Origin of the sequence: Nocardia sp. NPDC059764 (assembly GCF_042732555.1) — a bacterium.
GTDB lineage: Bacteria > Actinomycetota > Actinomycetes > Mycobacteriales > Mycobacteriaceae > Nocardia.
Genome location: NZ_JBHWHH010000015.1, coordinates 13,180 through 35,995, shown reverse-complemented (window position 1 = coordinate 35,995; position 22,816 = coordinate 13,180). Strand labels below are relative to the sequence as shown.

22 protein-coding genes are annotated in these 22,816 nt (G+C 70.6%); 9 read left to right on the top strand and 13 right to left on the bottom strand.

Annotated features, from left to right (window positions below; genetic code table 11):
* Positions 1-2: 2 nt before the first annotated feature.
* Positions 3-1,244 carry an MFS transporter gene (locus ACFV4K_RS05380; RefSeq protein WP_379272275.1) on the bottom strand — a complete coding sequence of 414 codons (1,242 nt, stop codon included), beginning with the start codon at positions 1,242-1,244 and terminating at the stop codon, positions 3-5.
* 184 nt (positions 1,245-1,428) lie between these two features.
* On the opposite strand from ACFV4K_RS05380, the gene ACFV4K_RS05375 reads away from it, so the two are divergent.
* Both ACFV4K_RS05375 and ACFV4K_RS05370 read left to right on the top strand, forming a co-directional pair.
* On the top strand, positions 1,429-2,385 hold the full coding sequence (locus tag ACFV4K_RS05375) for a cupin domain-containing protein (protein WP_379272274.1): 957 nt from the start codon (positions 1,429-1,431) through the stop codon (positions 2,383-2,385).
* Between the two features lie 200 nt (positions 2,386-2,585).
* Positions 2,586-3,020 carry an acyl-CoA thioesterase gene (locus ACFV4K_RS05370; RefSeq protein ID WP_379272272.1) on the top strand — a complete coding sequence of 145 codons (435 nt, stop codon included), beginning with the start codon at positions 2,586-2,588 and terminating at the stop codon, positions 3,018-3,020.
* On the opposite strand, the gene ACFV4K_RS05365 is transcribed toward ACFV4K_RS05370, so the two are convergent.
* The 3 genes from ACFV4K_RS05365 to pdhA form a co-directional block, all read right to left on the bottom strand.
* Positions 3,017-4,408 carry a dihydrolipoamide acetyltransferase family protein gene (locus ACFV4K_RS05365; RefSeq protein ID WP_379272313.1) on the bottom strand — a complete coding sequence of 464 codons (1,392 nt, stop codon included), beginning with the start codon at positions 4,406-4,408 and terminating at the stop codon, positions 3,017-3,019. The two genes, ACFV4K_RS05370 and ACFV4K_RS05365, sit on opposite strands and share 4 nt — an antisense overlap.
* A 62-nt stretch (positions 4,409-4,470) precedes the next feature.
* Positions 4,471-5,454 (bottom strand): alpha-ketoacid dehydrogenase subunit beta, encoded by a 984-nt coding sequence (locus ACFV4K_RS05360; protein WP_357097707.1) that lies wholly within the window; start codon positions 5,452-5,454, stop codon positions 4,471-4,473.
* Positions 5,451-6,530, bottom strand: a complete 1,080-nt coding sequence (gene pdhA, locus ACFV4K_RS05355; RefSeq protein ID WP_379272271.1) for a pyruvate dehydrogenase (acetyl-transferring) E1 component subunit alpha — start codon at positions 6,528-6,530, stop codon at positions 5,451-5,453. The genes ACFV4K_RS05360 and pdhA overlap by 4 nt, the downstream gene beginning before the upstream one ends.
* Positions 6,531-6,709: 179 nt before the next feature.
* Between pdhA and ACFV4K_RS05350 the strand changes: the two genes are divergently transcribed.
* The 3 genes from ACFV4K_RS05350 to ACFV4K_RS05340 all read left to right on the top strand — a co-directional run bounded on the left by ACFV4K_RS05350 (position 6,710) and on the right by ACFV4K_RS05340 (position 9,522).
* Positions 6,710-7,210, top strand: coding sequence for an Lrp/AsnC family transcriptional regulator (locus tag ACFV4K_RS05350; protein WP_379272270.1), 501 nt, complete (start codon positions 6,710-6,712; stop codon positions 7,208-7,210).
* A 63-nt stretch (positions 7,211-7,273) separates the two neighbouring features.
* Positions 7,274-8,482, top strand: coding sequence for a benzoate/H(+) symporter BenE family transporter (locus ACFV4K_RS05345; RefSeq protein ID WP_379272269.1), 1,209 nt, complete (start codon positions 7,274-7,276; stop codon positions 8,480-8,482).
* A 218-nt stretch (positions 8,483-8,700) separates the two neighbouring features.
* The gene (locus ACFV4K_RS05340; RefSeq protein WP_379272312.1) at positions 8,701-9,522 is read left to right on the top strand and encodes a sulfurtransferase; all 822 of its coding nucleotides are present in this window, start codon (positions 8,701-8,703) and stop codon (positions 9,520-9,522) included.
* 121 nt (positions 9,523-9,643) lie between these two features.
* Here the strand turns inward: ACFV4K_RS05340 and ACFV4K_RS05335 are convergent, their stop codons facing one another.
* Positions 9,644-10,360 (bottom strand): class I SAM-dependent methyltransferase, encoded by a 717-nt coding sequence (locus tag ACFV4K_RS05335; RefSeq protein ID WP_379272268.1) that lies wholly within the window; start codon positions 10,358-10,360, stop codon positions 9,644-9,646.
* A 54-nt stretch (positions 10,361-10,414) separates the two neighbouring features.
* Between ACFV4K_RS05335 and ACFV4K_RS05330 the strand changes: the two genes are divergently transcribed.
* Positions 10,415-11,047, top strand: coding sequence for a TetR/AcrR family transcriptional regulator (locus ACFV4K_RS05330; protein ID WP_379272266.1), 633 nt, complete (start codon positions 10,415-10,417; stop codon positions 11,045-11,047).
* Here ACFV4K_RS05330 and ACFV4K_RS05325 read toward each other — a convergent pair.
* Together ACFV4K_RS05325 and ACFV4K_RS05320 are read right to left on the bottom strand one after the other, a co-directional pair.
* Positions 10,988-11,686, bottom strand: a complete 699-nt coding sequence (locus ACFV4K_RS05325; RefSeq protein ID WP_379272265.1) for an HNH endonuclease family protein — start codon at positions 11,684-11,686, stop codon at positions 10,988-10,990. The genes ACFV4K_RS05330 and ACFV4K_RS05325 overlap by 60 nt on opposite strands.
* A gap of 69 nt (positions 11,687-11,755) precedes the next feature.
* Entirely contained in the window at positions 11,756-12,118 is a 363-nt protein-coding gene (locus ACFV4K_RS05320) for a hypothetical protein (protein ID WP_357097719.1), read from the bottom strand.
* Between the two features lie 198 nt (positions 12,119-12,316).
* On the opposite strand from ACFV4K_RS05320, the gene ACFV4K_RS05315 reads away from it, so the two are divergent.
* Entirely contained in the window at positions 12,317-15,151 is a 2,835-nt protein-coding gene (locus ACFV4K_RS05315) for a DEAD/DEAH box helicase (protein WP_379272264.1), read from the top strand.
* Complete coding sequence (locus tag ACFV4K_RS05310) at positions 15,148-15,915, top strand: SWIM zinc finger family protein (protein WP_379272262.1); 768 nt, start codon at positions 15,148-15,150, stop codon at positions 15,913-15,915. Before ACFV4K_RS05315 ends, ACFV4K_RS05310 begins: the two co-directional genes overlap by 4 nt.
* Before the next feature lie 25 nt (positions 15,916-15,940).
* Here ACFV4K_RS05310 and ACFV4K_RS05305 read toward each other — a convergent pair whose 3' ends face one another.
* Genes ACFV4K_RS05305 through ACFV4K_RS05290 form a run of 4 tightly spaced genes read right to left on the bottom strand, consistent with a single transcriptional unit; the run spans position 15,941 to position 19,788 of the window.
* Positions 15,941-17,479, bottom strand: a complete 1,539-nt coding sequence (locus tag ACFV4K_RS05305) for a flavin-containing monooxygenase (protein WP_379272311.1) — start codon at positions 17,477-17,479, stop codon at positions 15,941-15,943.
* The gene (locus ACFV4K_RS05300) at positions 17,473-18,006 is read right to left on the bottom strand and encodes a hypothetical protein (RefSeq protein WP_379272261.1); all 534 of its coding nucleotides are present in this window, start codon (positions 18,004-18,006) and stop codon (positions 17,473-17,475) included. Before ACFV4K_RS05300 ends, ACFV4K_RS05305 begins: the two co-directional genes overlap by 7 nt.
* On the bottom strand, positions 18,003-18,929 hold the full coding sequence (locus ACFV4K_RS05295) for a ferritin-like domain-containing protein (protein ID WP_379272259.1): 927 nt from the start codon (positions 18,927-18,929) through the stop codon (positions 18,003-18,005). The genes ACFV4K_RS05300 and ACFV4K_RS05295 overlap by 4 nt, the downstream gene beginning before the upstream one ends.
* A 22-nt stretch (positions 18,930-18,951) precedes the next feature.
* Positions 18,952-19,788, bottom strand: coding sequence for an SDR family NAD(P)-dependent oxidoreductase (locus ACFV4K_RS05290; protein ID WP_379272258.1), 837 nt, complete (start codon positions 19,786-19,788; stop codon positions 18,952-18,954).
* Between the two features lie 104 nt (positions 19,789-19,892).
* On the opposite strand from ACFV4K_RS05290, the gene ACFV4K_RS05285 reads away from it, so the two are divergent.
* Entirely contained in the window at positions 19,893-20,561 is a 669-nt protein-coding gene (locus ACFV4K_RS05285; protein ID WP_379272257.1) for a TetR/AcrR family transcriptional regulator, read from the top strand.
* 17 nt (positions 20,562-20,578) lie between these two features.
* Here the strand turns inward: ACFV4K_RS05285 and ACFV4K_RS05280 are convergent, their stop codons facing one another.
* Together ACFV4K_RS05280 and ACFV4K_RS05275 are read right to left on the bottom strand one after the other, a co-directional pair.
* The gene (locus ACFV4K_RS05280) at positions 20,579-21,565 is read right to left on the bottom strand and encodes a methyltransferase (RefSeq protein WP_379272256.1); all 987 of its coding nucleotides are present in this window, start codon (positions 21,563-21,565) and stop codon (positions 20,579-20,581) included.
* Between the two features lie 71 nt (positions 21,566-21,636).
* Entirely contained in the window at positions 21,637-22,713 is a 1,077-nt protein-coding gene (locus ACFV4K_RS05275; RefSeq protein WP_379272254.1) for an amidohydrolase family protein, read from the bottom strand.
* Positions 22,714-22,816: the final 103 nt, after the last annotated feature.

Below are 22,816 nucleotides of genomic sequence, written 5' to 3'. Positions count from 1 at the left end.
CCTTAGTCGCTCGCCGGCGCCGGAACCGGCGCGGCGACCGCGCGGGCACCCCACGCGCACAATGCCATCGCGACCAGCGGCACCGTCATGGCCGCGGTCAGCGGCACCAGCTTGTCGAGCCAGCCGATGACGGCCGGACCGGCCAGCAGGCCCACATAGCCGAGCCCGAAGACCCGCGACATATCGGTCGCGGCCGTCGCCGAGCCCAGATTGCCCGCGGCCGTGAACACCTGCGGGACGCCGCCGGACAGACCGATCCCGCACAAGGCCCACCCGGCCACGGTCAGCGGCAGCCACCCGGACAGCACGACGACCCCGAAACCGATGGCCGCCAAGGCCGTTCCCCAGCGCAGCACGCCCACCCGGCCGAGGCGGCCGCTCACCCGGTCCGCGCCGAACCGGCCGATGGTCATGGTCAGGGAGAACGCGGTGAAGGCCAGCGCGGCGGCGCCCGCGTCGACCCCGAGCCGATCGCGGACCTGCAGCGCGCTCCAGTCCGCGGCGACGCCCTCGGCCATCAGCAGCGCGAACGCGATCAGACCCAGGGCCACGACCTTCCGTCCCAGCCGCCGGGAGGGCTTGCCGTCCGAGGGCGTCGCATCGGTGGCCGGAAGATGCTGGGCCGCCGCCGGATCCACGTACGTGCCCGGCACGTCGTTCGCCGCCGGAGCGGTGTGCGGGAGCAGGGCGGGGATCGCCACAACCGTGACGGCGAGGCCGACCGCCGTGGTGAGGGTGAACGTGGCGGGCAGGGACCAGTGCGCGTGCTGAGCGGCCGCCCCGAAGGCCGAGCCGAGGAATCCGCCGCAGGAGAAGAAGGCGTGGAACGCGGACATGATGGGCCGGGCGTAGGCCCGCTCGATATGGACCGCTTGCGCGTTCATGGACACGTCCAGCGCGCCGTTGGCGAAACCGAAGGCGCACAGGAACAGTCCGAGGGCGACGGGGGAGGCGGCGTGGGCCGGGCCGAGCAGGGTCAGGGCCAGCAGCGTGACGGCCGCCGCGGTGAGCGTGCGGCTGCCCACCCGGTCCGCCGGCGGCCCCGCGGTCTGCATGCCCACGATGGCGCAGGCCGCCATGAGCAGGATCAGCATGCCCAGCACGGTCGGGGAGACGCCGGTGCGCGCGGTGACGGCGGGGATGTGCACTATCCATACGGCCGAGAGCATCCCGTTGAGCCCGAACACCGCGAACAGTGCCAGGCGCGCCTTGCGGAGGCGGGGAGTGGGCGTCGCAGCGGCCATCGGTACGACGCTACCGGGTGCACACCCGGCGTCTCACCGGTTCTCGCGGCTGTCCGATATCACCTCCGGACGTCCATTCTGACCGGATTGCCCAGACTCCTCGGATCATCCGGATCCTGGATTCGGACCTGCCTGCGGCCGAACATGGTTGAGAAGCGCGCGGGCATTTGCCATCGTCTTTGTCATGGATGCGTTGGCCAGTCTGCTCGAAGGACCACGGGCGCGAGCGGCATTCGTGATGCGCTCGTCGTTCGACCCACCCTGGTCGCTACGGATCCGGGACGAGGCCCCGCTGACCGTGGTGGCGGTGGTGCGGGGCGGCGGCTGGGCGATGCCGGAACCCAAGGGCGGCAAGCACGCTCCGCCGCGACAGCTGCGCGCGGGCGATATCGCCATCTTCCGGGGGCCCGATCACTACACGATGGCCGACGACCCGGGCACGCCGCCGCAGGTGCTCATCGAACCCGGCAATGTCACCACCACGATGGACGGCGAAGTCCTGTGCGAGGCATTGAGTCTGGGCGTGCGCAGCTGGGGCACCAACGCCGACGCCCAGACCGTGCTGGTGACCGGCACCTATGAGCACGAGTCCGCGGCCAGTCGCCGGCTGCTGCGCGCGCTGCCACCGGTGGCGGTGCTGAGCCGCAGCGAAATCGATTCCCGGGTGCTGGATCTGCTGGTCGACGAGGCCGCCAAGGATCTGCCCGCGCAAGGGGTCATGCTGGACCGACTATTGGACCTGCTGCTGATCGCCGCGCTGCGCGCCTGGTTCTCCCGCTCCGACGCCCCCGCCTGGTATCACGCCTACGGTGACCCGCTGGTCGGCAAGGCCCTGCGCCTGATGCAGCACAATCCCGCGAATCCGTGGACGGTCGCCTCGCTGGCCGCCGAGGTTGGGGTTTCCCGGGCCGCGCTGGCCCGCCGCTTCACCGAACTGGTCGGCGAGCCGCCCATGGCCTTCCTCACCGACTGGCGGCTGGCCCTGGCCGCCGACCTGCTCCAGGAATCCGACGCCACCCTCGAGGCCATCGCCCGCCGCGTCGGCTACGGTAGCGCCTTCGCCCTGTCCACCGCCTTCAAACGGCACTACGGCATCAGCCCCCGCGACCACCGCGCCACTCCCGACGCGCGCTCCGCCTGACCATGGGAAGCCGTCCGCGGAAGGAACGGCTACAGTTCGACTTCGGCATTGCCTCAACTCGAATGTTCGCGGCCGTCCCGATTCTGGACTGCGGCTCGATAGACCTCCGCCTTGGAGCGGGGGAGCGAAGCGGAGGAGCGGAGGAGGGAAGAATCGGGACCAGGGGCCGCGAACCCGCCCGGAGCGAAGCGGAGGGCAAGATGACTGAGTATCCCGTGCTCTGGCCGGTGCCGACGCGCTGGGCCGACAACGACCACTACGGGCATGTGAACAACGTGACGTACTACTCGTACTTCGACACGGCCGTGAACGCCTGGCTGATCAGCGCGACCGGCACCGATATCCGGGATCTGCACGCGATCGGCGTGGTGGCCCAGACCTCCTGCAAGTTCCTGGGGTCGATCAGCTTCCCGGACATGCTGCGGGTGGGCATCCGGGTGGCGCGGCTCGGCAATTCCAGCATCAACTACGAGCTGGCCATCTTCCGTGATGGCGGCGACCACCTGGAGCTGGTCGCCACCGGCACCTTCACGCACGTCTACGTGGACGAGCAGACCCGCAAACCGGTGCCGATCCCGGCGGTCATCCGGGCGGCCGCCGAGCCGCTGGTGGTCCCGGAGCCCGCCGCGGACTAGACCCGGCTCAGCAGGGTCAGCGGATCCTCCAACAGGGCGGCCACGCTCGCCAGGAACCGCGACCCCTGCTCGCCGTCGATCATCCGGTGGTCGAAGCTCAGGCCCAGACTGGTCACCCAGCGCACGGCCAGTTCGTCGCGATACACCCACGGCCGCTTGCGGATCGAGCCCAGGCACAGGATCGCCGCCTCGCCCGGATTCACCAGCGGCACACCGGTGTCCACGCCGAACACGCCCACATTGGTGATGGTGAAGGTGCCGCCGGTCAGGTCGGTGGGGGTGGCGGTGCCGCTACGCGCCTTGCCCGCGACCCCGGCGATCTCCAGGCACAGGTCGCGCAGCGTGAACCCTTGCGCGTCCTTGAGATTGGGCACCAGCAGCCCGCGTTCGGTGGCGACCGCGAAGCCCAGGTTCACGTAGTGCTTGGTGACGATCTCCTGATTCGCCTCGTCCCAGCGGGCATTGATCTCCGGGAACTCGGTGAGCGCCGCCAGCGCGGCCCGGGCCACCAGGGCCAGCGGGGTGAGGGTGAGCCCGGTGAAGCTGGGCGTGGTGCGCAGATGCTCGAGCAGCTCCATGGACGCGGTGAAATCCGTCGTCACGAAGGTGCTGGCCTGCGGGATGTGCTGGGCGCTGGCCACCATGGCGGCGGCGGTGCGCTTGCGGATGCCGCTGATCGGCGTGCGGGTCTCGCGTTCGGCGGGGACCGCGCGGCCGCCGCCGAGCGCCGGGTGCATGGGCGTCACCTCGGGCGCGGCCTGGTTGGCGGGCAGCGCGGTGCGGGTGGCGGGCGGCGGGGTGTGGATCGGAATATGGCCTGTGCCTATGGATTCCGGCCGCATGCCGTGCAGATCGTCGAGGGTGACCGCGCCCTGCGGTCCGGTGCCGATCACGGTGCTCAGGTCGATCCCGATCTCGCGGGCCAGCTTCCGGGCGGCGGGCGTGGCGGCGGCCCGTCCGGCGGGTGCGGAACTGCCGAGTCCCTCCGCGCCGTCGTAGCCCATGCCGCGCGCGGTCGCCGCGCGGGCCGCGCGGCGGGAGATCGGCTCGGCGTCGGGGCCGTAACCGACCAGCACGGATTGCCGTTCGGCCGGAGCCTCCGGGGCTTTCACCGCGGCGTCCGTGGATTCCGTGGCGCCATTGGTCTCGGCGGGCGCGGCCACGCCGATGCGGATCAGCGGTGCTCCGACCGGCACGGTGTCGCCGGGCTGGGCCAGCAGTTCCAGCACCGTGCCCGCGTACGGGCTGGGTAGCGCCACCTGGGCCTTGGCCGTCTCGACCTCCGCGATGACCTGGTTGAGCGTGACGCTGTCGCCGGGCGCGACCGCCCACGCCACCAGTTCCGCGTCGGCCAGGCCCTCGCCGAGATCGGGCAAACGGAATTCCATGACCTGCTGCTGACTATCCACCGGGGTTCCTCCGTGCGGTAACCATTCGTGTGGCGAGCGGGTTAAGCGGCGAGCGTGCGGTCGACCGCGGCGAGAATGCGATCGGGGTCGGGCAGGTGGTGCCGCTCGAGCTTAGCCGGGGGATAGGGGATGTCGAAGCCACCGACGCGCAATACGGGCGATTCCAGATGGTAGAAGCAGCGTTCCGTGATCCGGGCCGCGATTTCGGCTCCCAGCCCGGCGAATACGGGCGCCTCGTGCACCACGATCAGCCGCCCGGTTTTCCGCACCGAGGCCTCGATGGTGTCGAAATCGATGGGCGAGAGGCTGCGCAGATCGATCACCTCGATCGAATGTCCTTCCGACGCCGCGATATCGGCGGCGGTGAGCGCGGTGGCCACGGTGCCGCCGTAGGCCACGATGGTGGCGTCCTCCCCGGCCGCGCAGATCCGCGCCTGGTCCAGCGCGATTCCGCCGTCGTGGTCGAGCCGTTCGACATCCACCTCGGCCTTGTCCCAGTACCGGCGTTTCGGCTCGAAGAAGATCACCGGATCGTCGAGGGCGATGGCCTGCCGGATCATCAGATAGGCGTCCGCGGGATTGCTCGGCGACACCACCCGCAGTCCCGCCGTGTGCGCGAAATACGCCTCCGGCGATTCCGAGTGGTGCTCCACCGACCCGATGCCGCCGCCGAACGGAATGCGAATGGTGATGGGCGCGACCACTTTTCCACGGGTCCGGGCGTGGATTTTCGCGACCTGCGAGACGATCTGGTCGAACGCGGGATACACGAATCCGTCGAACTGGATTTCACACACCGGCCGCAATCCCCGCAATGCCATTCCGAAAGCGGTTCCGATGATTCCGGATTCGGCCAGCGGAGTATCGATGACGCGGTTGTTGCCGAAATCCTTCTGCAGCGTGTCGGTGACCCGGAAGACGCCGCCGAGACGGCCGATATCCTCACCCATGAGCACGACCTTGGGATCGTCTTCCAGGCTGCGGCGCAGCCCGTGGTTGATCGCTCCGGCGAACGTGGTCTTCATCGTCCGACTCCCTCCAGGTAGGCCGCGTACTCCCGGCGTTCTTCCTCGATCAGCCGATGCGGGGTGGCGTACACATGGTCGAAGAGCTGGTCGGGGTCCGGGTCGGGCATGGTGAGGGTGGCGGTGCGCAGCCGGGCGGCGACGTCGTCGGCGCGTTCGGCCACCGTCGCCTCGAAGGCGCTGTCCCACAGGTTCTCTCGTTCCAGCAGCCGCCGCATCCGGTCGATCGGGTCGCGGCGCTGCCAGAGTTCGAGTTCGGCGGCGGTGCGGTAGCGGGTGGGGTCGTCGGCGGTGGTGTGCGGGCCCATCCGGTAGGTGATGGCCTCGACGAAGCTGGGTCCGCCGCCCGCCCGCGCGTGCTGCAGCGCCTGCCGGGTCACGGCCAGCACGGCGAGCGCGTCGTTGCCGTCGACCTGGACGCCGGGGATGCCGTAGCCGAGGGCGCGATTCGCGATCGGGGTGGCGCTCTGCACCCGGACCGGCGCGCTGATCGCCCAGTGGTTGTTCTGGCAGAAGAACACCACCGGGGCCGACCAGGTGGCGGCGAAGCCGAGCGACTCGGCGATATCGCCCTGGCTGGTCGCGCCGTCGCCGAAGTAGGCGATGGTGGCGATCTCCGCGCCCTCGAGGTGCGCGGCGTAGGCGTAGCCGGTGGCGTGCAGTCCCTGCGAACCGACCACGATGGCGGGATTGGTCATCTTGACCGCGTCGGCGTCCCAGCAGGAGTGCGCGGCGCCGCGCCAGAGCCGGGTGAGGTCCTCGGGCGCGACGCCGCGGCAGTAGGCGACGCCCGCCTCGCGGTAGCTGCAGAACACGTAGTCGTCGGATTCGAGGGCGTGGGCCGAGCCGATCTGGGCGGCTTCCTGGCCGAGCAGCGGGGGCCACAGCCCGAGCTGGCCCTGCCGTTGCAGGGCGGTGGCCTCGGTGTCGATGCGCCGGGCCACGACCATGTCCGTATAGAGGGCGCGCAGGCGCGGGCCGTCGATATCGGCGATCAGCGGGGCGTGCGCCCGATCGTGGACGCGCTGTCCGTCGGGCTGGATGAGCTGGACCGGATAGGTGTTCTTGTCGGGCATGGGTATCGCCTCCTGACACCGGGTGACATCGCTTCGGCCGCGGGATTGTGTCCGTGTGGCAAACCAATGTGTGTCCTGTACCACAAGCATCCTCCGCATGGCGATCTGCGCAAGTCTGACGCGCAGAACTGAGCAGAATGCACGGTCGATTCGCGTTTGTCGGTGTCATACTGATCCCCATGAGCAGCAGGGAGTCCAATCCGGCGCCGCTGGACGCCACCGATGCCCGGTTGTTGCTGGAGTTGGTCGCGAACCCGCGCGCGACCGGTGTCGAACTGGCCGCCCGCCTGGGGCTTTCCCGCAATACCGTGCAGGCCAGACTGGCTCGCTGGGAGGCGAGCGGGGTGCTGGCCGGCTTCGAGCGCCGGGTGGACCCGCGGGCGCTCGGCTACTCCCTGGCCGCCTTCGTCGCGGTGGTGGTGGACCAGCATCGGCTCGACGCGGTGGCGGCCGAACTCGCCGAGATCCCGGAGGTCACCGAGGTCTGCGGCATGACCGGGCCGACGGATCTGACGGTCCGGGTGGTGGCCGCCGACGCGGAGGATCTGTACCGCGTGGCGGGCAGCATCCTGAAGATCCCGGGCGTGGAGCGCACCAATATGGCGCTGGTCATGCAGTCGCTGGTCGGGCCGCGCATCACGCCGCTGCTGGAACGGCTGGCGGCCGGCGGCCGCGCGTAATTCAGTCCAGTTTCGGCTGATTGGCCGCAGACCCGCGGGTGACTGGACCGCGACGATAGCCCCATGAGCACCAGCGTCACTCCCGCCGCCGAGGTCGAGAGCCCACCGACGGCGGGTCCCGGGCAGCCGATCGGAGCCGGAATCGTCACCGCGCTGGTCGGTTTCACCAGTTCGTTCGCGGTGGTGCTGGCGGGTCTCACCGCCATGGGAGCCACGTCGGCGCAGGCGGCGTCGGGTCTGCTGGCGGTGTGCGTGACCCAGGCGGTCGGCATGCTGGTGCTGAGCCGCCGGTATCGGATGCCGATCACGCTGGCCTGGTCCACACCCGGCGCGGCCCTGCTGGCGAGCACCGGGGCGGTGGCGGGCGGCTGGGCCGCGGCGGTCGGCGCGTTCGCGGTGGCGGGCGGACTCATCGTGCTGACCGGATTCTGGGACCGGCTCGGCGCGCTCATCGCCGCCATACCGGTGGAGATCGCACAGGCCATGCTGGCCGGGGTGCTGCTGCCGCTGTGCCTCGCGCCGGTGAAGGCGCTGCCGGTGAGCCCGGCCGTGGTGGTGCCGGTCATCGTGACCTGGCTTGTGCTGCAACGCTTCGCGCCACGCTGGTCGGTGCTGGCGGCCTTCGCGGTCGCGGCGATCGGGTCGGGCATCGACATCGCGGTACGGCACCGGAGCCCGGAGTTGTCCGCCATGCTGCCCCGAGTGGAATGGACTGTGCCGCACTGGAGTTGGCAGGCCATGATCGGCGTCGCGGTGCCGCTGTACGTGGTGACCATGGCGGCGCAGAACATTCCGGGCACGGCGGTCATGCGCACCTTCGACTATCGGGTGCCGTGGCGCGCGGCCATGACCGTCACCGGTCTGGGCACCGTGCTGGGCGCGTCCGCGGGCGGGCACGCCATCAATCTGGCGGCTATCAGCGCCGCGCTCTCGGCGGCCCCGTCCGCGCACCCGGATCCGAAGCGCCGCTGGGTCGCGGCCTACACCGCGGGCTGCACCTATCTGCTGCTCGCGCTGGCCTCGGGCGCGCTGGTCGCGCTGGTCGCCGCCGCTCCGAAGGGTGTGCTGGAAACCGTTGCGGGACTTGCCCTCATCGCCACCCTCGCGAGCGCGCTGACCGCCGCGCTCACGCCCGCCACGCATCGGTCCGCCGCCGCCCTCACCTTCCTGGTGGCGGCCTCGGGCATCTCGATGCTCGGGATCGGCGCGGCCTTCTGGGCGTTGGTCGCGGGTCTGGTGGTCCGCTGGTTCCTGCCGCCCGCCACCGCCTGAGGCGCGGGAGAGCGGACGCTGTTGCTGGACGCCGTTCCGCGAGCGGCGAACCCGGGCGCGGCGGTGGACGGGCGCAGGAGCTGATCGAGGTTGCGCATCCGAGCCGGCCGCCCTGCGGTTCGGTGGACCGCCGTGCGGCCCGGCCGCGGGTGGCTAGGGTGGGGTGGTTCGCGTCACGAGTGGTGGATCGGCGAGGAGGAGTTGGCTTGAGTTCGGTGCTGATTTCGGTTGCGGAGCTGGCGGACCTGCTGGAAGCGGGCGGGAGCCGGGTGCGATTGCTGGATGTGCGGTGGGCGCTCGGGGATCCGGACGGGCCGCAGCACTATCTGGACGGACATATTCCGGGCGCGGTCTTCGTCGATCTGGAAACCGAACTCGCCGATCCGCCGTCGGCCGTGCACGGCCGCCACCCCATGCCGGAATTGCGGCATTTGCAGAAGTGCGCGCGCAGTTGGGGCGTCTCCGACGGCGACACCGTGGTGGTCTACGACGCGACCGGCGGCATGGCTGCGGCCCGGGCCTGGTGGCTGCTGCGCTGGGCCGGGCTGGCAGATGTCCGGATCCTCGACGGCGGGCTGCCCGCCTGGGAGACGGCCGGGGGCAAGGTCGTCAGCGGTGACGAACCCGACCCGGAACCCGGCACGGTGGTGCTGTCTCCCGGCCACATGCCGACCATCGACGCCGATGGCGCGGCCGGCTGGCAGGGGTTGCTGCTGGATGCCCGCGCGGGCGAGCGCTACCGCGGCGAGACCGAGCCCGTCGACCCCCGCGCGGGCCACATTCCGGGTGCGGTGAGCGCGCCCACCGCCGAGAACCTCACCACCGCCGGACATTTCCGGCCGCTCGCCGAATTGGCCTCCCGCTTCGCGGGTTTCGGCTCCGGGCCGGTCGCGGTGTACTGCGGCTCCGGGGTCACTGCCGCCCACCAGGTGGCGGCGCTGGCCGTCGCGGGCATCGATGCCGCGCTCTACCCGGGCTCGTGGTCGCAGTGGTCCAACGATCCCAAGCGCCCGGCGGCCACCGGGCCCGACCCCGCCTGATCGCCGCCGACCCCGCCGGACCGGATCGGATCCGGCAGGTCCGAGCGATCCCCGCCGGCGCCGACGGACCGGACACCGGTCCCGGCAGCAGCCGCCCCGCCGCGCCCGGCCGTGCCTGTGCTCAGCTGGGTTTGACGGCGGTGAGAACACCGGTCGCGAACGGTCCGGTGCGGAATTCGATTGCCGTGAAACCGATCTCGGCCAGCGGATCGCGATAACGGCGGACGTCCACGGCCGCCAGGGCATTGCCGGGTTCGTGCTGGGAGTGCCCGTGGTCATCCGCGCCGTGCCTGTGACCGCCTCGGTGCGCGGCCAGCCCGGCCATGGCGCGGATAGCCAGCCCGCGCAGGCCCGAGGTCGCCGGATGGGTGTCGGCCAGCAGCAGCCGCCCGCCCGGGCGCAGCACCCGGAAGAAGCCTTCCAGTGCGGTGATTCGGTCCGCCTCGGCGATGTGGTGCATCGCGAAGGTGCAGGTGGCCACGTCGAACGAGGCGTCAGGGTAGGGCAGGGATTGGGCCGCGCCCAGTTCGAACACACAGTTCGCGGCCGCGCGGGCGGTGGCGTACTCGATCATCGGCGCGGACGGATCGACGCCGACCACCCGCCCGTGCGGCCCGGCCTGGCGGGACAGCTCATTGGCCAGCCGTCCCGGACCGCACCCGATATCGACGGCGTGATCGCCGGGACGGATGCCCGCCGTGGTGGCGAAGTACCGCGCCAGGCTTCCGGCGCGGCCGAGGAAGTAGACATCGGAGAGCAGGGTGTAGCCGCGTGGCCAGGTGATCAGGCCCCCGACCGACCGGGCTTCGATATCGGACACTTGCTTGTTCTGGGTCATGCGTTACATCATCGAAGGATGGGAAACCCCAGGCCAGGAGCAATTTCCTCGGATATGTACGTTTCAGGACACGAGGCCGGTATTCGTCCGGAAACAGTTCCGGGCCCGGTCGACGACCGCCGGGTGCGTCGCACCCGCGCGGCCCTGCACCGGGCGCTCATCGAACTCATGCTGACCCGCCCGTACGCCCGAATCACGGTGCGGGACATCATCGATCGCGCCGATGTCGGCCGCTCCACCTTCTACGCGCACTACCGCGACAAGGACGATCTGCTGCTGGTCAGCTGTATCGAGCATGTGCGGGCCGAGATTTCGGCGCAGGTGGCCCGCCACCCGGACCCGCCGCCGCTGCTGCCGATCGAGATCCTGTTCCGTCTGATCGACGCCCACCCCGAGGTGTACCGGCCGCTGGTCGGCCCGCGCGCCAACGCCACAGTGCTGCGGTCGATCCGGCAGATGTACGCCGAACTGCTCACCGAGCATCTGGCCCCGCTGCTGGGCCCCGACCCCGCCGCGGCGTCCGTCACGATCACCTTTCTTTCCTGGGGGCTTTACGGATTGCTCGAATCGGTCATGGATCCGGCCCAGGAGCTGACCGCCGAACAGGCGTACCGGCATTTCGCCGCGCTATGGGCAGCCGCGGGCGACGCCCGCGAGGGCCGCGCGGTCGGCGGCGGTCACGGGTAGCCCGTACCGGCCGGCGGCGGTCAGATACTTGCCCGCGTAGAAGCAGCGATTCGCCCGCGCGGGCGGCAGCCAGTCGCCGGGCGTGCGATCGCCCTTGTCCTGGTTGGTCTTTCCGTCCACCGCGAGCAGGTTGTAGTCGACATCGTTGGCGAACCGCACCCGCCGCGCGACCGGCCAGCCCGCTGCGCCCAGATCCCACGCGGCCGCCAGCGGATACACGTGGTCGATCTGCACGGCCTTGGCCGCCGCCCGCTCGAACGCGATGCGCCGCCCGGTGTACGGATCGTTCAACGCCCCCGCGACCACCACGCAGGCATCGCCCGGCCGCAGGACCACCTCGGTGAGCTGGCGTGCCAGCACGCTGTTGCGGCTGTCGCACCCGTCGTGCCCGCCCGGCCCGTCGTGATCGTCGGTCCAGGCCGGACCGAACACACACCCCTGCCCGCCGCCGCATCCGCGCTGGTAGCCGCCGGGTCGCGGCCGCGCGGGCACGGTGACCACGGCGGTGAGCAGGCGTTCGAGCTGGACGCGGGTAGGACTGCCCGGCGCGGGAGTCACCTGCCCCACGGTCCCGCACCCCAGGACCGTGAACAGGATGACCACCGTGCCGAGCAGCGAAGTCGCGCCTCTGAGCCCCACGGCATCAGGTGTATCGCTACCGCCCGCCGGAGCGGGCCGTCACTCGAACTTCGCACCCCCGCGGCGGGGTCACAGCCAGGCGTGCGCCAGGATGTCGTCGGCCGCCGTTTCCGACAGTTGTGGCGGAAAGCGCGTGGCCGCAATGGAATCCACGTGCGCGCCGTCGTGTCCGATGAGCCACGAGCCGCCCCGGTCCTCGCACTCGGCGATCTTGGCGAAGACGGTGAGCAGGAATGTGATGGAGTCGCGCGGATCCGGGGTCCGGGCGAGTCGCTGCGACTCACCGGGCCGGGACAGATCCAGCCACACCCCGGACTGCCCGTCCAGGCGCATCCCCACGATCTTGCCTGCATCCACGAAGGTGAATTTCCGCCGTTCCCACGAAGTCGTGGGCGTGAAGGCCTGCTCGAGCACTTGGAGCAGAATCGTCATCTTCACGGCCTCCCTACGGTCTCGAAAGTGCCACGGCCCCGGATTGGGTCGCGGTGATGTCGGGTGCGCACACAGGTGTCACCGACATGCGGTGACCTGCGGATTTATCCAGTATGTGCCGTATCCGATCAGAAATAAAGAGGGACCTGACTCGCGGGTAGCGCGGGCCCTGTCGGGGCGGGCTGCTTGGATGGTCGGATGCTGCACGGACTGTGGACGCCCGGGTCCGGGTTGGTGCTGTGGCACGACCCGGACGGCTTCGTGCTCGCCGACGAGACGGAGAAGCTGCCCGAGCCGCTGCGGTCGGTGGTGCGGGCGGCCAAGTGGCGGCACTGGGCCGAGGTCACGCTGGCGGGGGAGTACGGCACGGAACGGGCCCGGGTGCGCGCGCACGCGCTGGCCCCGGAGGCGGCGGCCCGGGTGCTGCTGGGGGAGCTGCCGCCGCACTGGCCGGTGGCGGGGGATCTGCGCTATCTGGGGCATGTGGCGGGTGGGATCGAGCGCTGGGTGCGGGCGGGGCGGATCGTGCCGGAGATCCGGCGCGACGACGGGGAGTGGTGGGCGCGGTGGCGGCTGGTGGGCGGGCAGCGGCAGCGGGCCTGGCTGGCCGAGCTGGCCGTGGCCATGCCGTCGGCGCTGAAGGACCGCGGCAGGCCCGCCGACATCCTGGAGAACCTGGTCGCCGAACTGACCGATCCCATTGCCCGGAAATGGATTTCGGCACGCGACCCCGAAATCGGCTCCGCGCCCGCGGATTCGGTGTCGCATCCGCTGTTGAGGGCCCTGCTGGACGCCACACCGCTGGAGACCGGCTCGCATCGGGTAGCGGCGGTGCTCGAGGACTGGCGGACCAGCCTCACCGCGGGCGAACCGGATCTGGTGCTGCGCCTGCTGGAACCCGACGGCGACGAGCCGGGTGAACTGTGGCGGCTCGAGGTCTGCATGCGCGTCGAAGGTGAAGCGCCGCAACCGGTGCTGCTGCCCGGCGATCCGGTGCTGACCCGGCTGGCCGGGGAGAAGCTGGCCGCCGCCAAGGAGGTGTATCCGCGCCTGCGGGACCTGCCCGGCGACCCGCGCAGCATGGACCTGTTCCTGCCCACCGAGGTGGTCATGGACCTGGTGGCGCACGGCGCGAACGCGCTGGCCGCCGCCGGGGTGCGCCTCATGCTGCCCCGCGCCTGGCGGGTCGCCGCGCCGACCATAAAACTGCGGGTGCAGAGCCCGGCCGCCACCGAAACCGCCGTGGGGCTGAAGGGTTTGGTGTCGTTCCGGTGGGAGCTGGCGCTGGGAGACACGGTGCTGACGCCCGCGGAGATGGCGCGCCTGGTGGACGCGAAATCGGATCTGGTGCGCCTGCGCGGCGACTGGGTGCAGGCCGACCATCGCATGCTCGCCGCGGCCGCCGACTACGTCTCGGGCCGCACCGACGGCACCGAGACCACCATCGGCGGCCTGTTCGCGGAGCTGTCCGCGCACCCGGTGATCGGCGTGCCGCTGGACGAGGTCACCGCGACCGGTTGGGCCGCGGAACTTTTCGACGGTGAACGCGCCACTGAGCCCGTCCCCGACCCGGTCGGCCTGAAGGCCCAGCTGCGGCCGTATCAGCAGCGCGGCCTGGCCTGGCTGGCGACCATGAGCCGCCTGGGCTGCGGCGCGATCCTCGCCGACGACATGGGCCTGGGCAAGACGGTGCAGGTCCTGGCCCTGCTGGCGCACGAGCGGGAGACCGCCGTCGCGCCGCCCGGACCCACCCTGCTGGTGTGCCCGATGTCGGTGGTGGGCAACTGGCAGCGGGAGGCCGAACGTTTCGCCCCGGACCTGCGGGTGCTGGTGCACCACGGCCCAGCCCGCCGCTCGGGCGCGGAACTGGATGCGGCGGTGGCGGATTCGGATCTGGTGGTCACCACCTACGCCCTGCTGGCTCGCGATGTGGAGGAGCTGAAGCGGCAGGACTGGCAGCGGGTGGCGCTGGACGAGGCGCAGCACATCAAGAACGCCGGGACTCGTCAGGCGCGGGCGGCCCGGCTGGTCCCGGCACGACATCGCCTGGCGCTCACCGGAACCCCGGTGGAGAACCGCCTCGAGGAGTTGCGGTCGATCCTGGATTTCGCCAATCCCGCACTGCTGGGCAAGGCGTCGGAGTTCCACGCCCGGTTCGCGGTTCCGATCGAGCGTGAGCACGACGAGAACGCCGTCACCCGGCTGCGTGCCATCACCTCGCCCTTCGTGCTGCGCCGGGTCAAGACCGATCCGGCGGTGATCTCGGATCTGCCGGAGAAGATCGAGATGACGGTGCGGGCCAACCTGACCGTGGAGCAGGCGGCGCTGTATCAGGCTGTCCTGGACGATATGTCGGCCAAGCTGAAGGCCGCCGAGGGCATGGAACGCAAGGGCGCGGTGCTGGCCGCGCTGACCCGGCTCAAGCAGGTCTGCAACCACCCGGCCCACTACCTGAACGACGGTTCGGCGGTGCTGCGCCGCGGTCAGCACCGGTCCGGGAAGCTGGCGCTGGTCGAGGACATCCTGGAATCGGTGATCGCCGACGGGGAACGCGCCCTGATGTTCACCCAGTTCGCGGAGTTCGGAAAGCTGCTGGCCCCCTTCCTGTCCGAGCGTTTCGGGGCCGAGGTCCCGTTCCTGCACGGCGGGGTGGGCAAGCAGGCCCGCGACGCCATGGTGGAGGACTTCCAGGGCGGCGACGGCCCGCCGCTGATGCTGTTGTCGCTCAAGGCCGGCGGCACCGGCCTCAATCTCACCGCCGCCAATCACGTGGTGCACCTGGACCGCTGGTGGAATCCGGCGGTGGAGAACCAGGCCACCGACCGCGCCTTCCGGATCGGTCAGCGCCGGGATGTGCAGGTGCGCAAGCTGGTCTGCGTCGACACCATCGAGGAGCGGGTGGACGACATGCTGAGGGGCAAGAGCCAGCTGGCCGATCTCACCGTCGGCGCCGGCGAGCACTGGATCACCGAACTCGGCGACGAGGAGCTGCGGGAACTGTTCGCGCTGGGAGCGGAGGCGGTCGGCGAATGAACGAGGTCATCGACTTCGGCGGGTACGGCAAGCGCCGCCCGGTGCGCGGCGGGGTGCCCGCGCGCAGCCGCCGCGGCGCCGCCTTCGCCCGGACCTGGTGGGGCCGTGCCTTTCTGGACGCCGTCGAGCAGGTCGCCGATGCCGGGCGGCTCTCGCGCGGCCGCTCGTACGCCCGCACCGGCCAGGTGATCAACTACCGGCTCGAGGAGGGCATGGTGACCGCGGAGGTGCAGGGCAGTCAGCCCCGCCCCTTCGTCTCCGTGCTGACCATGCGGACCTTCGACCGCCACCACCTGGAGGAGCTGGCGGACGCGGTGCGCGAGTCGCCGGGCATGCTGGGCGAGATCGCGGCGGGCACGCTGCCTCGGGCGCTGGGCCCGCTGCTGCTGCCGACGACGGTGTCCGAACTCGACTTCTCGTGCAGCTGCCCGGATCACAGCTGGCCCTGCAAGCACGCGGCCGCCATCTGCTACGTGGTGGCGGAACGGCTCGACGAGCACCCGACCGATCTGCTCACCCTGCGCGGGATCCGGCTGGACGACCTCATCGGCGGCCTGCTGCAGAGCGAGACCCTCGACTGCGGCGACCTGTACGGCGAGCACGCGGCGCTGCCCACGCTGCCGGACCCCGAATTCCATCCGGCCCCCGACGATCTGGACCCGGTGCTGCTGCGCCAGGCCCTGCGCATGACCGCCGAGGACGAGCAGTCCGTCGCCGCCGGGCTGCGGCAACTGCGCGACCTCTACCGATCGCTCGACCGCTGAGGGCCGCTCCCCGGCCCGCTCCGGGCTAGGCCGTGGCCGTCCGGGTGGCGGGCCGATCATCGGTGCGGCGTCCGCCGGGCGCCTCGAAGGTGTAGTCGTCCAGGTCGAAATGGGCTGCCCGCCAGGCGGCTTCGGGCGTGCTCATGGCCCGCAGCGGGACGTCCCCGTTCTTGTCGAAGTAGTAGGAATTGGCCAGCGTGCGACTGTCCTGCCAGAACACCTGGGTGCCGCGCCGCGACATCATCTCCTGGAAGTACCGCTCGTTGGCGGCGGCGGTGACCTCCACCCGGGTGGCGGCGTGGCGGCGGGCCTGGCGGAGCAGCCGCAGGATGTGGGTGGTCTGCATCTCGATGAGCGTGAAGTAGGAGGCTCCGTTGTAGCCGTAGGGCCCGATGATGGTGAAGAAGTTCGGGAACCCGGGCACGCTGACGCCCTCGTAGGCCTGCAACCGGTGGGTGTCCCACCAATCCTCCAGTCGCAGTCCGCCACTGCCGTGCAGGTCGAAGGTGGGCATATTGCCCGACTCCATGACCTTGAACCCGGTGGCCATGATGAGCACGTCGACCTGGTGGTGGCGGCCGGTGGTGCGCAGACCGCTCGCGGTGATCTCGGTGATGGGATCGGTTTCGAGGGTGACGTTGTCGCGGTTGAAGGTCTTCAGATAGTCGTTGGAGAACGACGGCCGCTTACAGCCCAGCGCGTAGTCGGGGGTGAGTTTCGCGCGAATCTCGGGGTCCCGCACCTGATCCCGCAGGTGCGCGAGCCCGGTGCGCTCGCCGAGCTTCACGATCGGCAGCACCTTGTAGTAGTGCGCCGACAGCGGGAAGGTCAGTTCCACGAACGCCTGGCTGATCCAGCGGGTGAGGAACTGGCCGCCGGGCAGCCGCATCAGTGCGCGGGCCACCGGCGGCATGGGCGCGTCGGGCCGTGGCAGGCACCAGATCGGGGTGCGCTGGAAGACCACGAGTTCCGACACCAGCGGCGCGATCTCGGGAATGATCTGGATGGCCGAGGCCCCGGTCCCGATGATCCCGACCCGCTTGCCGCGCAGGTCGATGTCGTGATCCCAGCGCGCGGTGTGCATGGTGACGCCCCGGAACCGTTCCGCCCCCGCGATGTCCGGCAGTTTCGGGCGGGTCAGCACCCCGGTCGCGCCGATGAGGAAGCGGCAGGTCAGCTCGTCGCCGTCGCTGGTGCGCAGCCGCCACAGGTGCAGGTCGTCGTCGAAGTCGGCGCGTTCGATGGTGGTGCCGAACCGGATTCGCGGCCGCAGTCCGTACTTCTGCACGCACCGCTCGGCGTAGGCCTTCAGCTCCCGGCCCGGCGCGTACACCCGCGACCACGAGCTCTGCTTCTCGAACGAGTACTGGTAGCTGAACGACGGAATGTCCACGGCGATACCGGGATAGGTGTTCCAGTGCCAGGTCCCGCCCGGCCCGTCGGCCTCGTCGATCATGACGAAGTCGTCGAATCCGGCCTTGCGCAGGGCGATCGCGGTCCCGATCCCCGAGAATCCGGCTCCCACGATGACGATCTGATGATCGACCACGGTCCTCGTCACGATGCGTCCTCCGCGTAGATGATGCAGTCCACCCGATGCTCGACACCGTCCACGGTGCGAATCCCGAGCGGCGCCGGCCGGGCGATGGGCCAGCTGATGAGCGTGCAGTGGGGCTGCCGCAGCGCCCGGTAGTAGCGACTGTGCACCCGCACCCCGGCGGGCTTGTCGGGGGTGAGTTGCCGGCGCTGCCACGAATCCCCGATCTGCACCCGCAGATTCGCGGCGGCCACGCGGCGCAGCACGGCCTGCCCGGGGAGCGCGGCGAGCAGGTCCGCGGGCGCCAGGCGCAGCAGCGCGGGCAGGCCGGGCAGCGGCGGGGCGGGCAGGATCCACAGCGGGTCGTGCTGGAAGACGGTCACCCGGCGGGCTCGGGCCACGACCGGCGGCACCACCCGGGCCAGGGCCGGGCCGCCGCCGACGATCGCGACGTGCAGCCCGTCGAGTTCCCGCTGATCCCGCCAGTGCGCGCAGTGCACCGTCGGCCCGGCGTAGGGGGCCCGGCCGGAACCGTCCCGGATCGGCGCGGTCATTTCGCCACCGGCTCATAGGTGAGGGCCTTGGACCAGGACGGCGTGCGGCGGCGCAGCAGTCGCCCGGGGATGCTGTCGATGGCCTTGTTCAGGGCGTCGTTGAGGCCCTGGATCGGTTGCAGGCGATTGATGGTGGCCATGCCGTGCAGACGGACGACGTGGTAGAGCGGCAGCCGCTTGATGTCGGGGCTGCGTTCCCCGGCCTTCTCGTAGCGGCGCACGGCATTCCAGAGCTTCTCCTCGTCGAGCCCCATGGCCATGATGTTGGTGGACATGCGCGACAGCAGCGGGGTGTACAGCAGCGCCCCCATCAGCAGGTTGGGGCGCAGCGCGAACCCCGCCGTCTCGATGGCGATGCGCCGCATCGGTCCCGCGCCGAGCTGTTCGAGCACCTGGAACCCGACGGCCAGGTGCCGCGACTCATCGCTGTTGATGTGCCGGAACACCTCGTGGCACAGGGGATCCCGGACCTCGTCGAGCAGGAACTTGACCAGCGCGCCGTCGAGCGCGCACTCCAGGGACGGGATGACGGTGCCCAGCACGGGCAGCGACAGGTGGTCGCCGTACCGGTCCAGCCACTGGATGACGAGCTGAATGTTCTTGTTGGGCAGCGGCATCGCGTCGCCGTCGAGCATGCCCCAGCGGCGCATCAACGCCAGTTCGGCATTGGCGTGCTTCTGCTCCTCGGCGTGGAAGTGCCGGTAGATCTCCTTGAGCGGGCCGTCTGGCGCGTGCAGCGTGAGGGCGGCGAAGCCGCGCGCGCCCACGTGCTCGATCCACACCAGGTCGGCCATGAAGGTGGTCAGCGCCGGACGTTGCTCATCGGTGATGAGCTCGGCTCCCGGTGCGTCCCAGTCGATGTCGGCCAGCGCCCACTGCCGGTCCCGGACCACGGTGAGCATGTCGGAATACGCGAACGCCATTGTTCTGCTCCTCGCTGCATGGCTACCGCACCAGCCGCTCCAGTAATCCGGCGGCGCGGGTGTAGGTTTCGGGCAGCAGTCGCTTGGACTGCCAGATCGCCTTGGCCTCGAGCTGCGGGACCACGTAGAGCTGACCGTGGTCGACGGCGTCGAGGGTGGTGCGGGCGATGGCCGCGGGCGGGCGTCCGGTCCAGCGCAGCAGGCGGTCGCCCCACAGCTGCACGGTCTCGTCGCCGATCGAAACGCCCTCCAGGATATTGGTTCTCACCCCGGTCGGGCAGAGCACGGTGACGGTGACGCCGGTGCCGGACAGCTCCGCGGCGAGCGTCTCCGACAGCGCCAGCACGCCGGCCTTGGACACGTTGTAGGCGGCCATGCGCGGCGCGGACCCGAAGGCGGCGGCGGAGGCGACGTTCACGATGGACCCGTGCCCGGCGGCGCGCAGCCGGGGCGCGAAGACGTGGCAGCCGTGGATGACGCCCCACAGGTTCACGTCCAGCACCTGATGCCATTCCTCGGGCGGGGTCTCGCCGATGACGGTGCCGCCGCGGCCGATGCCCGCATTGTTGACCACCAGGTCCGGGCTCTTGCCGAACCATTCCTCGGCGGTGTTCGCGAGTGTGGTGACCTGCGCCAGGCTGCTCACGTCGCAGCCGGTGTCGAAGGCCTTGCCGCCGATGTCGCCGACCAGTTCGGCGGTCTCGCGGGCGCGGCCGGGGTCGAGGTCGGAGCAGACGACGCGCCCACCCCGCTTGCCGATCTCGATGGCGAAGGCGCGGCCGATGCCGCTGCCCGCACCGGTCACCACCGCGTCCGCCTGTCGAGTGCGGTGGGTTCCGCCGAAAGGATTGAGTCGCATGGGAACTCCCGGGAGCGTGCCATCCGGGCAGTCAAGTGGTGGCGTGTGCCACCACTGGCCGCACCTGCCACCAATTAGGCTCCGGATGCGCTATTTTGTCAACTATGGACGTGCCCGCGACGGCGACGACCGACCTGTCCGCGACACCCGCTCGGCGTGGCGGGACCTGGGGTGGCCGCACTCAGGAGCAGCGCCGGGCCGAACGCCGCGAGCGGCTGATCGCGGCGGCCCTGGACATCTGGCTCGAGCACGGCTGGGCCGCGGTCACCATGCGCGGCGTGTGCACCCGCGCGGGCCTCAACGACCGCTACTTCTACGAGCACTTCGCCGACCGCGACGACCTGCTGGGCGCGGTCTGGGACGAGGTCGGATTCCAGGTGCTGAGCGAACTGTCGGCCGTGGTCGCCGACAATCTCGCGCACCCCGCGCTGGGCATCCTGCACCTGGCCATCGCCCGCGCCGTGGAACTGCAATCGGAGGGCCCGGCCCGCATCCTGTTCGGCGATCACTCCGGCAGCCGCGTGCTCGAACAGCGCCGCACCGCCCTGCTCACCGAGGCCACCGACCTGCTCATCGCCACCGCCCGCCCGTACCTGCGCCCGGGCGTCGACGAATCCGATCTGCGCATGGGCGTGCTGATGAGCATCGGCGGCTTCATCGAACTGCTGACCGCCTGGCGGGCCGGGATCATCGAGGCCGATGCCGCCCGCATCGTCGATCACGTCAGCCACGCGGCCGATCTGCTCGGCGCGGAATACCTGGCTCTGCCCTGACCGATGCCCGGCCGCCGCTATTTGACCGCCCACACCATCGATTCGGGCCCGGCGAGGTGCTCGGTCTGCGGGTCGCGGAAGCCCGCGTCGGCGAGCCAGCCGCGCAGGTCGGCGGCGGTGTAGTCGAAGCCGCTCGGCGTCTCGATCAGCATGTTGAGGCTCATGAGCAGGCCGGGCAGATTGGTGCGGCGGTCGTCGTCGATGAGCGATTCGTAGACCAGGATCGCGCCGCCCTCGGGCAGCGCGCGGTAGGCCTTCTCCAGCAGCATGCGCTTGGTGTCGAGATCCCAGTCGTGCAGGATGTGGCCGAAGACCAGCACGTCGGCCTCGGGCAGTTCCTCGGCGAAGAAGTCCCCGGCCTGGAAGCTGCTCCGATCCGCCACCGGCGCAATGTATTCGGTGAAGATCGGTTCGACGGGGGCCAGGTCGTAGCCGATGCCGTGCAGGTGCGGATTGGTCTCCAGGACGGTGCGCAGCAGCGCGCCCTGGGCGGTGCCGATATCGGCGACGGTCTTCCAGCGCTGCCACGGGAAGACCTCGGCGATGACGTGCGCGCCGGGCAGTGACAGCCCGGTCATGGCGCGCTGAAAGTCGTAGAGCCGCTCGGGGTCCCGGTACAGCTCGGTGAACAGGTCGCGGCCCTCGCGGGCCTCGTTCTGGGGTAGCCCGGTGCGCAGGCCCTCGGTCAGGTGGCCCCAGAAGGGGTACAGCCGCGCCGCCGCCATCTCCAGGAAGCCGCCGATGTACTCGCTGCCGGTGCTGTCCAGGTAGGTGGCGGTGTCGGCGGTATTGGCGTACCGGTCGTCGGTACGCCGCAGCATCTCCATGGCGACGAGCGCGTCGAAGAAGTCACGGGCGGACCGCGGGTGCAGGCCGAGTTCGCGCCGCAGCTGCTCGGCGGTCAGCTGGCGATGCCCGAGCACCGTGAACACCCCGAGTTCGACGGCGCTGAGCAGGGTCCGGGACTCCCAGAAACCCATTCCGATCCGCAGGATCCGCTCCATGGCGCATCACGATAGCCAGCGCGCCGCCCCGGCACGGCTGGACCCGGCAAATCCGGAGCACCCGAACCGGGTCAGAGCATGTCGAGTCCGTAGATCCGTTCGGCATTGCGGCGGAACACCTGCTCGATGGCCTTGTCGTCGGCCCCGTGCCCGGCCAGCGCGGTGGCCACCGCGTTCGCGGCGTTCGGGATGCTCGTAATCGGCTTGTCCACCGGGAAATTCGAGCCCCAGATCAGCCGGTCCGCGCCGAAGACGTCCAGCGCGTGCTCCAGCATCGGCGAAATCCTTTCCACCAGTACCGGAACCGGCGTCGGCTCGCCGCGCCTGGGCACCGGGTGGCCGAGGATGGGCATCATCAGCCCGCTCACCTTGGACACCACATTGGGGTGCGCGGCCAGCGCGGTGAGATCGTCGCGCCAGCGCAGGAAAAGCTCACGCCGCTGTCCCGGAGTCTTCCCGGTCTCGCGCCCGACCGGCCCGAAAATACCCGCGGGCGTGGCGAGATGGTTGAGCACGATGGTGGTGTCCGGATACCGCTCGGCCAGCGCCGTCACCTCGGGCAGCTGTCCGGAGTACACCCACGCCTCGAAGGTGAGCCCGCGGTCGGCCAGCGCGCCGAACCCGTTGAGGAACGCGGCGGAGGTCAGCGTGCCCGGCGTCTTGCGGGTCGCCCGCACATCCCGGTCCGGGTGGTATTCGACGCGGGACCGCACGCCCCGGAACCGCGGGGACGCCGCCTGGTGCGCGTCCAGCAGTTCGGCGAATTCGGGTGCGGTGGGGTCGGCCGCGCCCATGATCGCGCCCAGGGCGGGGGTGTCCACGCCCCACGGCAGGCTCGCCACCCACCGGGTCTCGTCGACGGGCCCGAGCGGGCCGTTGCCGACCCATTCGACCTCGATGTGCACGATCGCCTCGACCGGCACGTCGCCCGCGTCGGTCTGGTAGTCGCGCGGCAGATAGGGGTGCATGACCGGCGTGGGGTCCCCGGCGAACTCGCGATCGCGGCGCGGGGCGAGCCGGGTGGCCCAGTCGATCGGCACCGGTACGTACCGGAACAGCTTCGCCAGCGCGCTGAACTCGCGCGGCGTGGTCATCGGATCCCACTGGTGAATATGCGCGTCCACCACGGTCATTCCCGCAAACTCCATGGGGTGCCTTCCGTCGGGGCCAGCCTGTCCGGATTGTTCCACAGAGACGGCCGTGCCGCGCTCGCCTGAGCGAACGCGGCACGGAGTTTGCCCGGGACGTGGG

Excerpts from the sequence above, each read along its gene's own strand:
- ACFV4K_RS05290 (WP_379272258.1), bottom strand. The coding sequence starts at position 19,788 with ATGCGACTCAATCCTTTCGGCGGAACCCACCGCACTCGACAGGCGGAC.
- ACFV4K_RS05350 (WP_379272270.1), top strand. The coding sequence starts at position 6,710 with ATGAGCAGCAGGGAGTCCAATCCGGCGCCGCTGGACGCCACCGATGCC.
- ACFV4K_RS05295 (WP_379272259.1), bottom strand. The coding sequence starts at position 18,929 with ATGGCGTTCGCGTATTCCGACATGCTCACCGTGGTCCGGGACCGGCAG.
- ACFV4K_RS05315 (WP_379272264.1), top strand. The coding sequence starts at position 12,317 with ATGCTGCACGGACTGTGGACGCCCGGGTCCGGGTTGGTGCTGTGGCAC.
- ACFV4K_RS05360 (WP_357097707.1), bottom strand. The coding sequence starts at position 5,454 with ATGAAGACCACGTTCGCCGGAGCGATCAACCACGGGCTGCGCCGCAGC.
- ACFV4K_RS05375 (WP_379272274.1), top strand. The coding sequence starts at position 1,429 with ATGGATGCGTTGGCCAGTCTGCTCGAAGGACCACGGGCGCGAGCGGCA.
- ACFV4K_RS05370 (WP_379272272.1), top strand. The coding sequence starts at position 2,586 with ATGACTGAGTATCCCGTGCTCTGGCCGGTGCCGACGCGCTGGGCCGAC.
- ACFV4K_RS05365 (WP_379272313.1), bottom strand. The coding sequence starts at position 4,408 with ATGGAATTCCGTTTGCCCGATCTCGGCGAGGGCCTGGCCGACGCGGAA.
- ACFV4K_RS05280 (WP_379272256.1), bottom strand. The coding sequence starts at position 21,565 with ATGGAGCGGATCCTGCGGATCGGAATGGGTTTCTGGGAGTCCCGGACC.
- ACFV4K_RS05300 (WP_379272261.1), bottom strand. The coding sequence starts at position 18,006 with ATGACCGCGCCGATCCGGGACGGTTCCGGCCGGGCCCCCTACGCCGGG.
- ACFV4K_RS05285 (WP_379272257.1), top strand. The coding sequence starts at position 19,893 with ATGGACGTGCCCGCGACGGCGACGACCGACCTGTCCGCGACACCCGCT.
- ACFV4K_RS05320 (WP_357097719.1), bottom strand. The coding sequence starts at position 12,118 with ATGACGATTCTGCTCCAAGTGCTCGAGCAGGCCTTCACGCCCACGACT.
- ACFV4K_RS05345 (WP_379272269.1), top strand. The coding sequence starts at position 7,274 with ATGAGCACCAGCGTCACTCCCGCCGCCGAGGTCGAGAGCCCACCGACG.
- ACFV4K_RS05275 (WP_379272254.1), bottom strand. The coding sequence starts at position 22,713 with ATGGAGTTTGCGGGAATGACCGTGGTGGACGCGCATATTCACCAGTGG.
- ACFV4K_RS05330 (WP_379272266.1), top strand. The coding sequence starts at position 10,415 with ATGTACGTTTCAGGACACGAGGCCGGTATTCGTCCGGAAACAGTTCCG.
- ACFV4K_RS05380 (WP_379272275.1), bottom strand. The coding sequence starts at position 1,244 with ATGGCCGCTGCGACGCCCACTCCCCGCCTCCGCAAGGCGCGCCTGGCA.
- pdhA (WP_379272271.1), bottom strand. The coding sequence starts at position 6,530 with ATGCCCGACAAGAACACCTATCCGGTCCAGCTCATCCAGCCCGACGGA.
- ACFV4K_RS05335 (WP_379272268.1), bottom strand. The coding sequence starts at position 10,360 with ATGACCCAGAACAAGCAAGTGTCCGATATCGAAGCCCGGTCGGTCGGG.
- ACFV4K_RS05310 (WP_379272262.1), top strand. The coding sequence starts at position 15,148 with ATGAACGAGGTCATCGACTTCGGCGGGTACGGCAAGCGCCGCCCGGTG.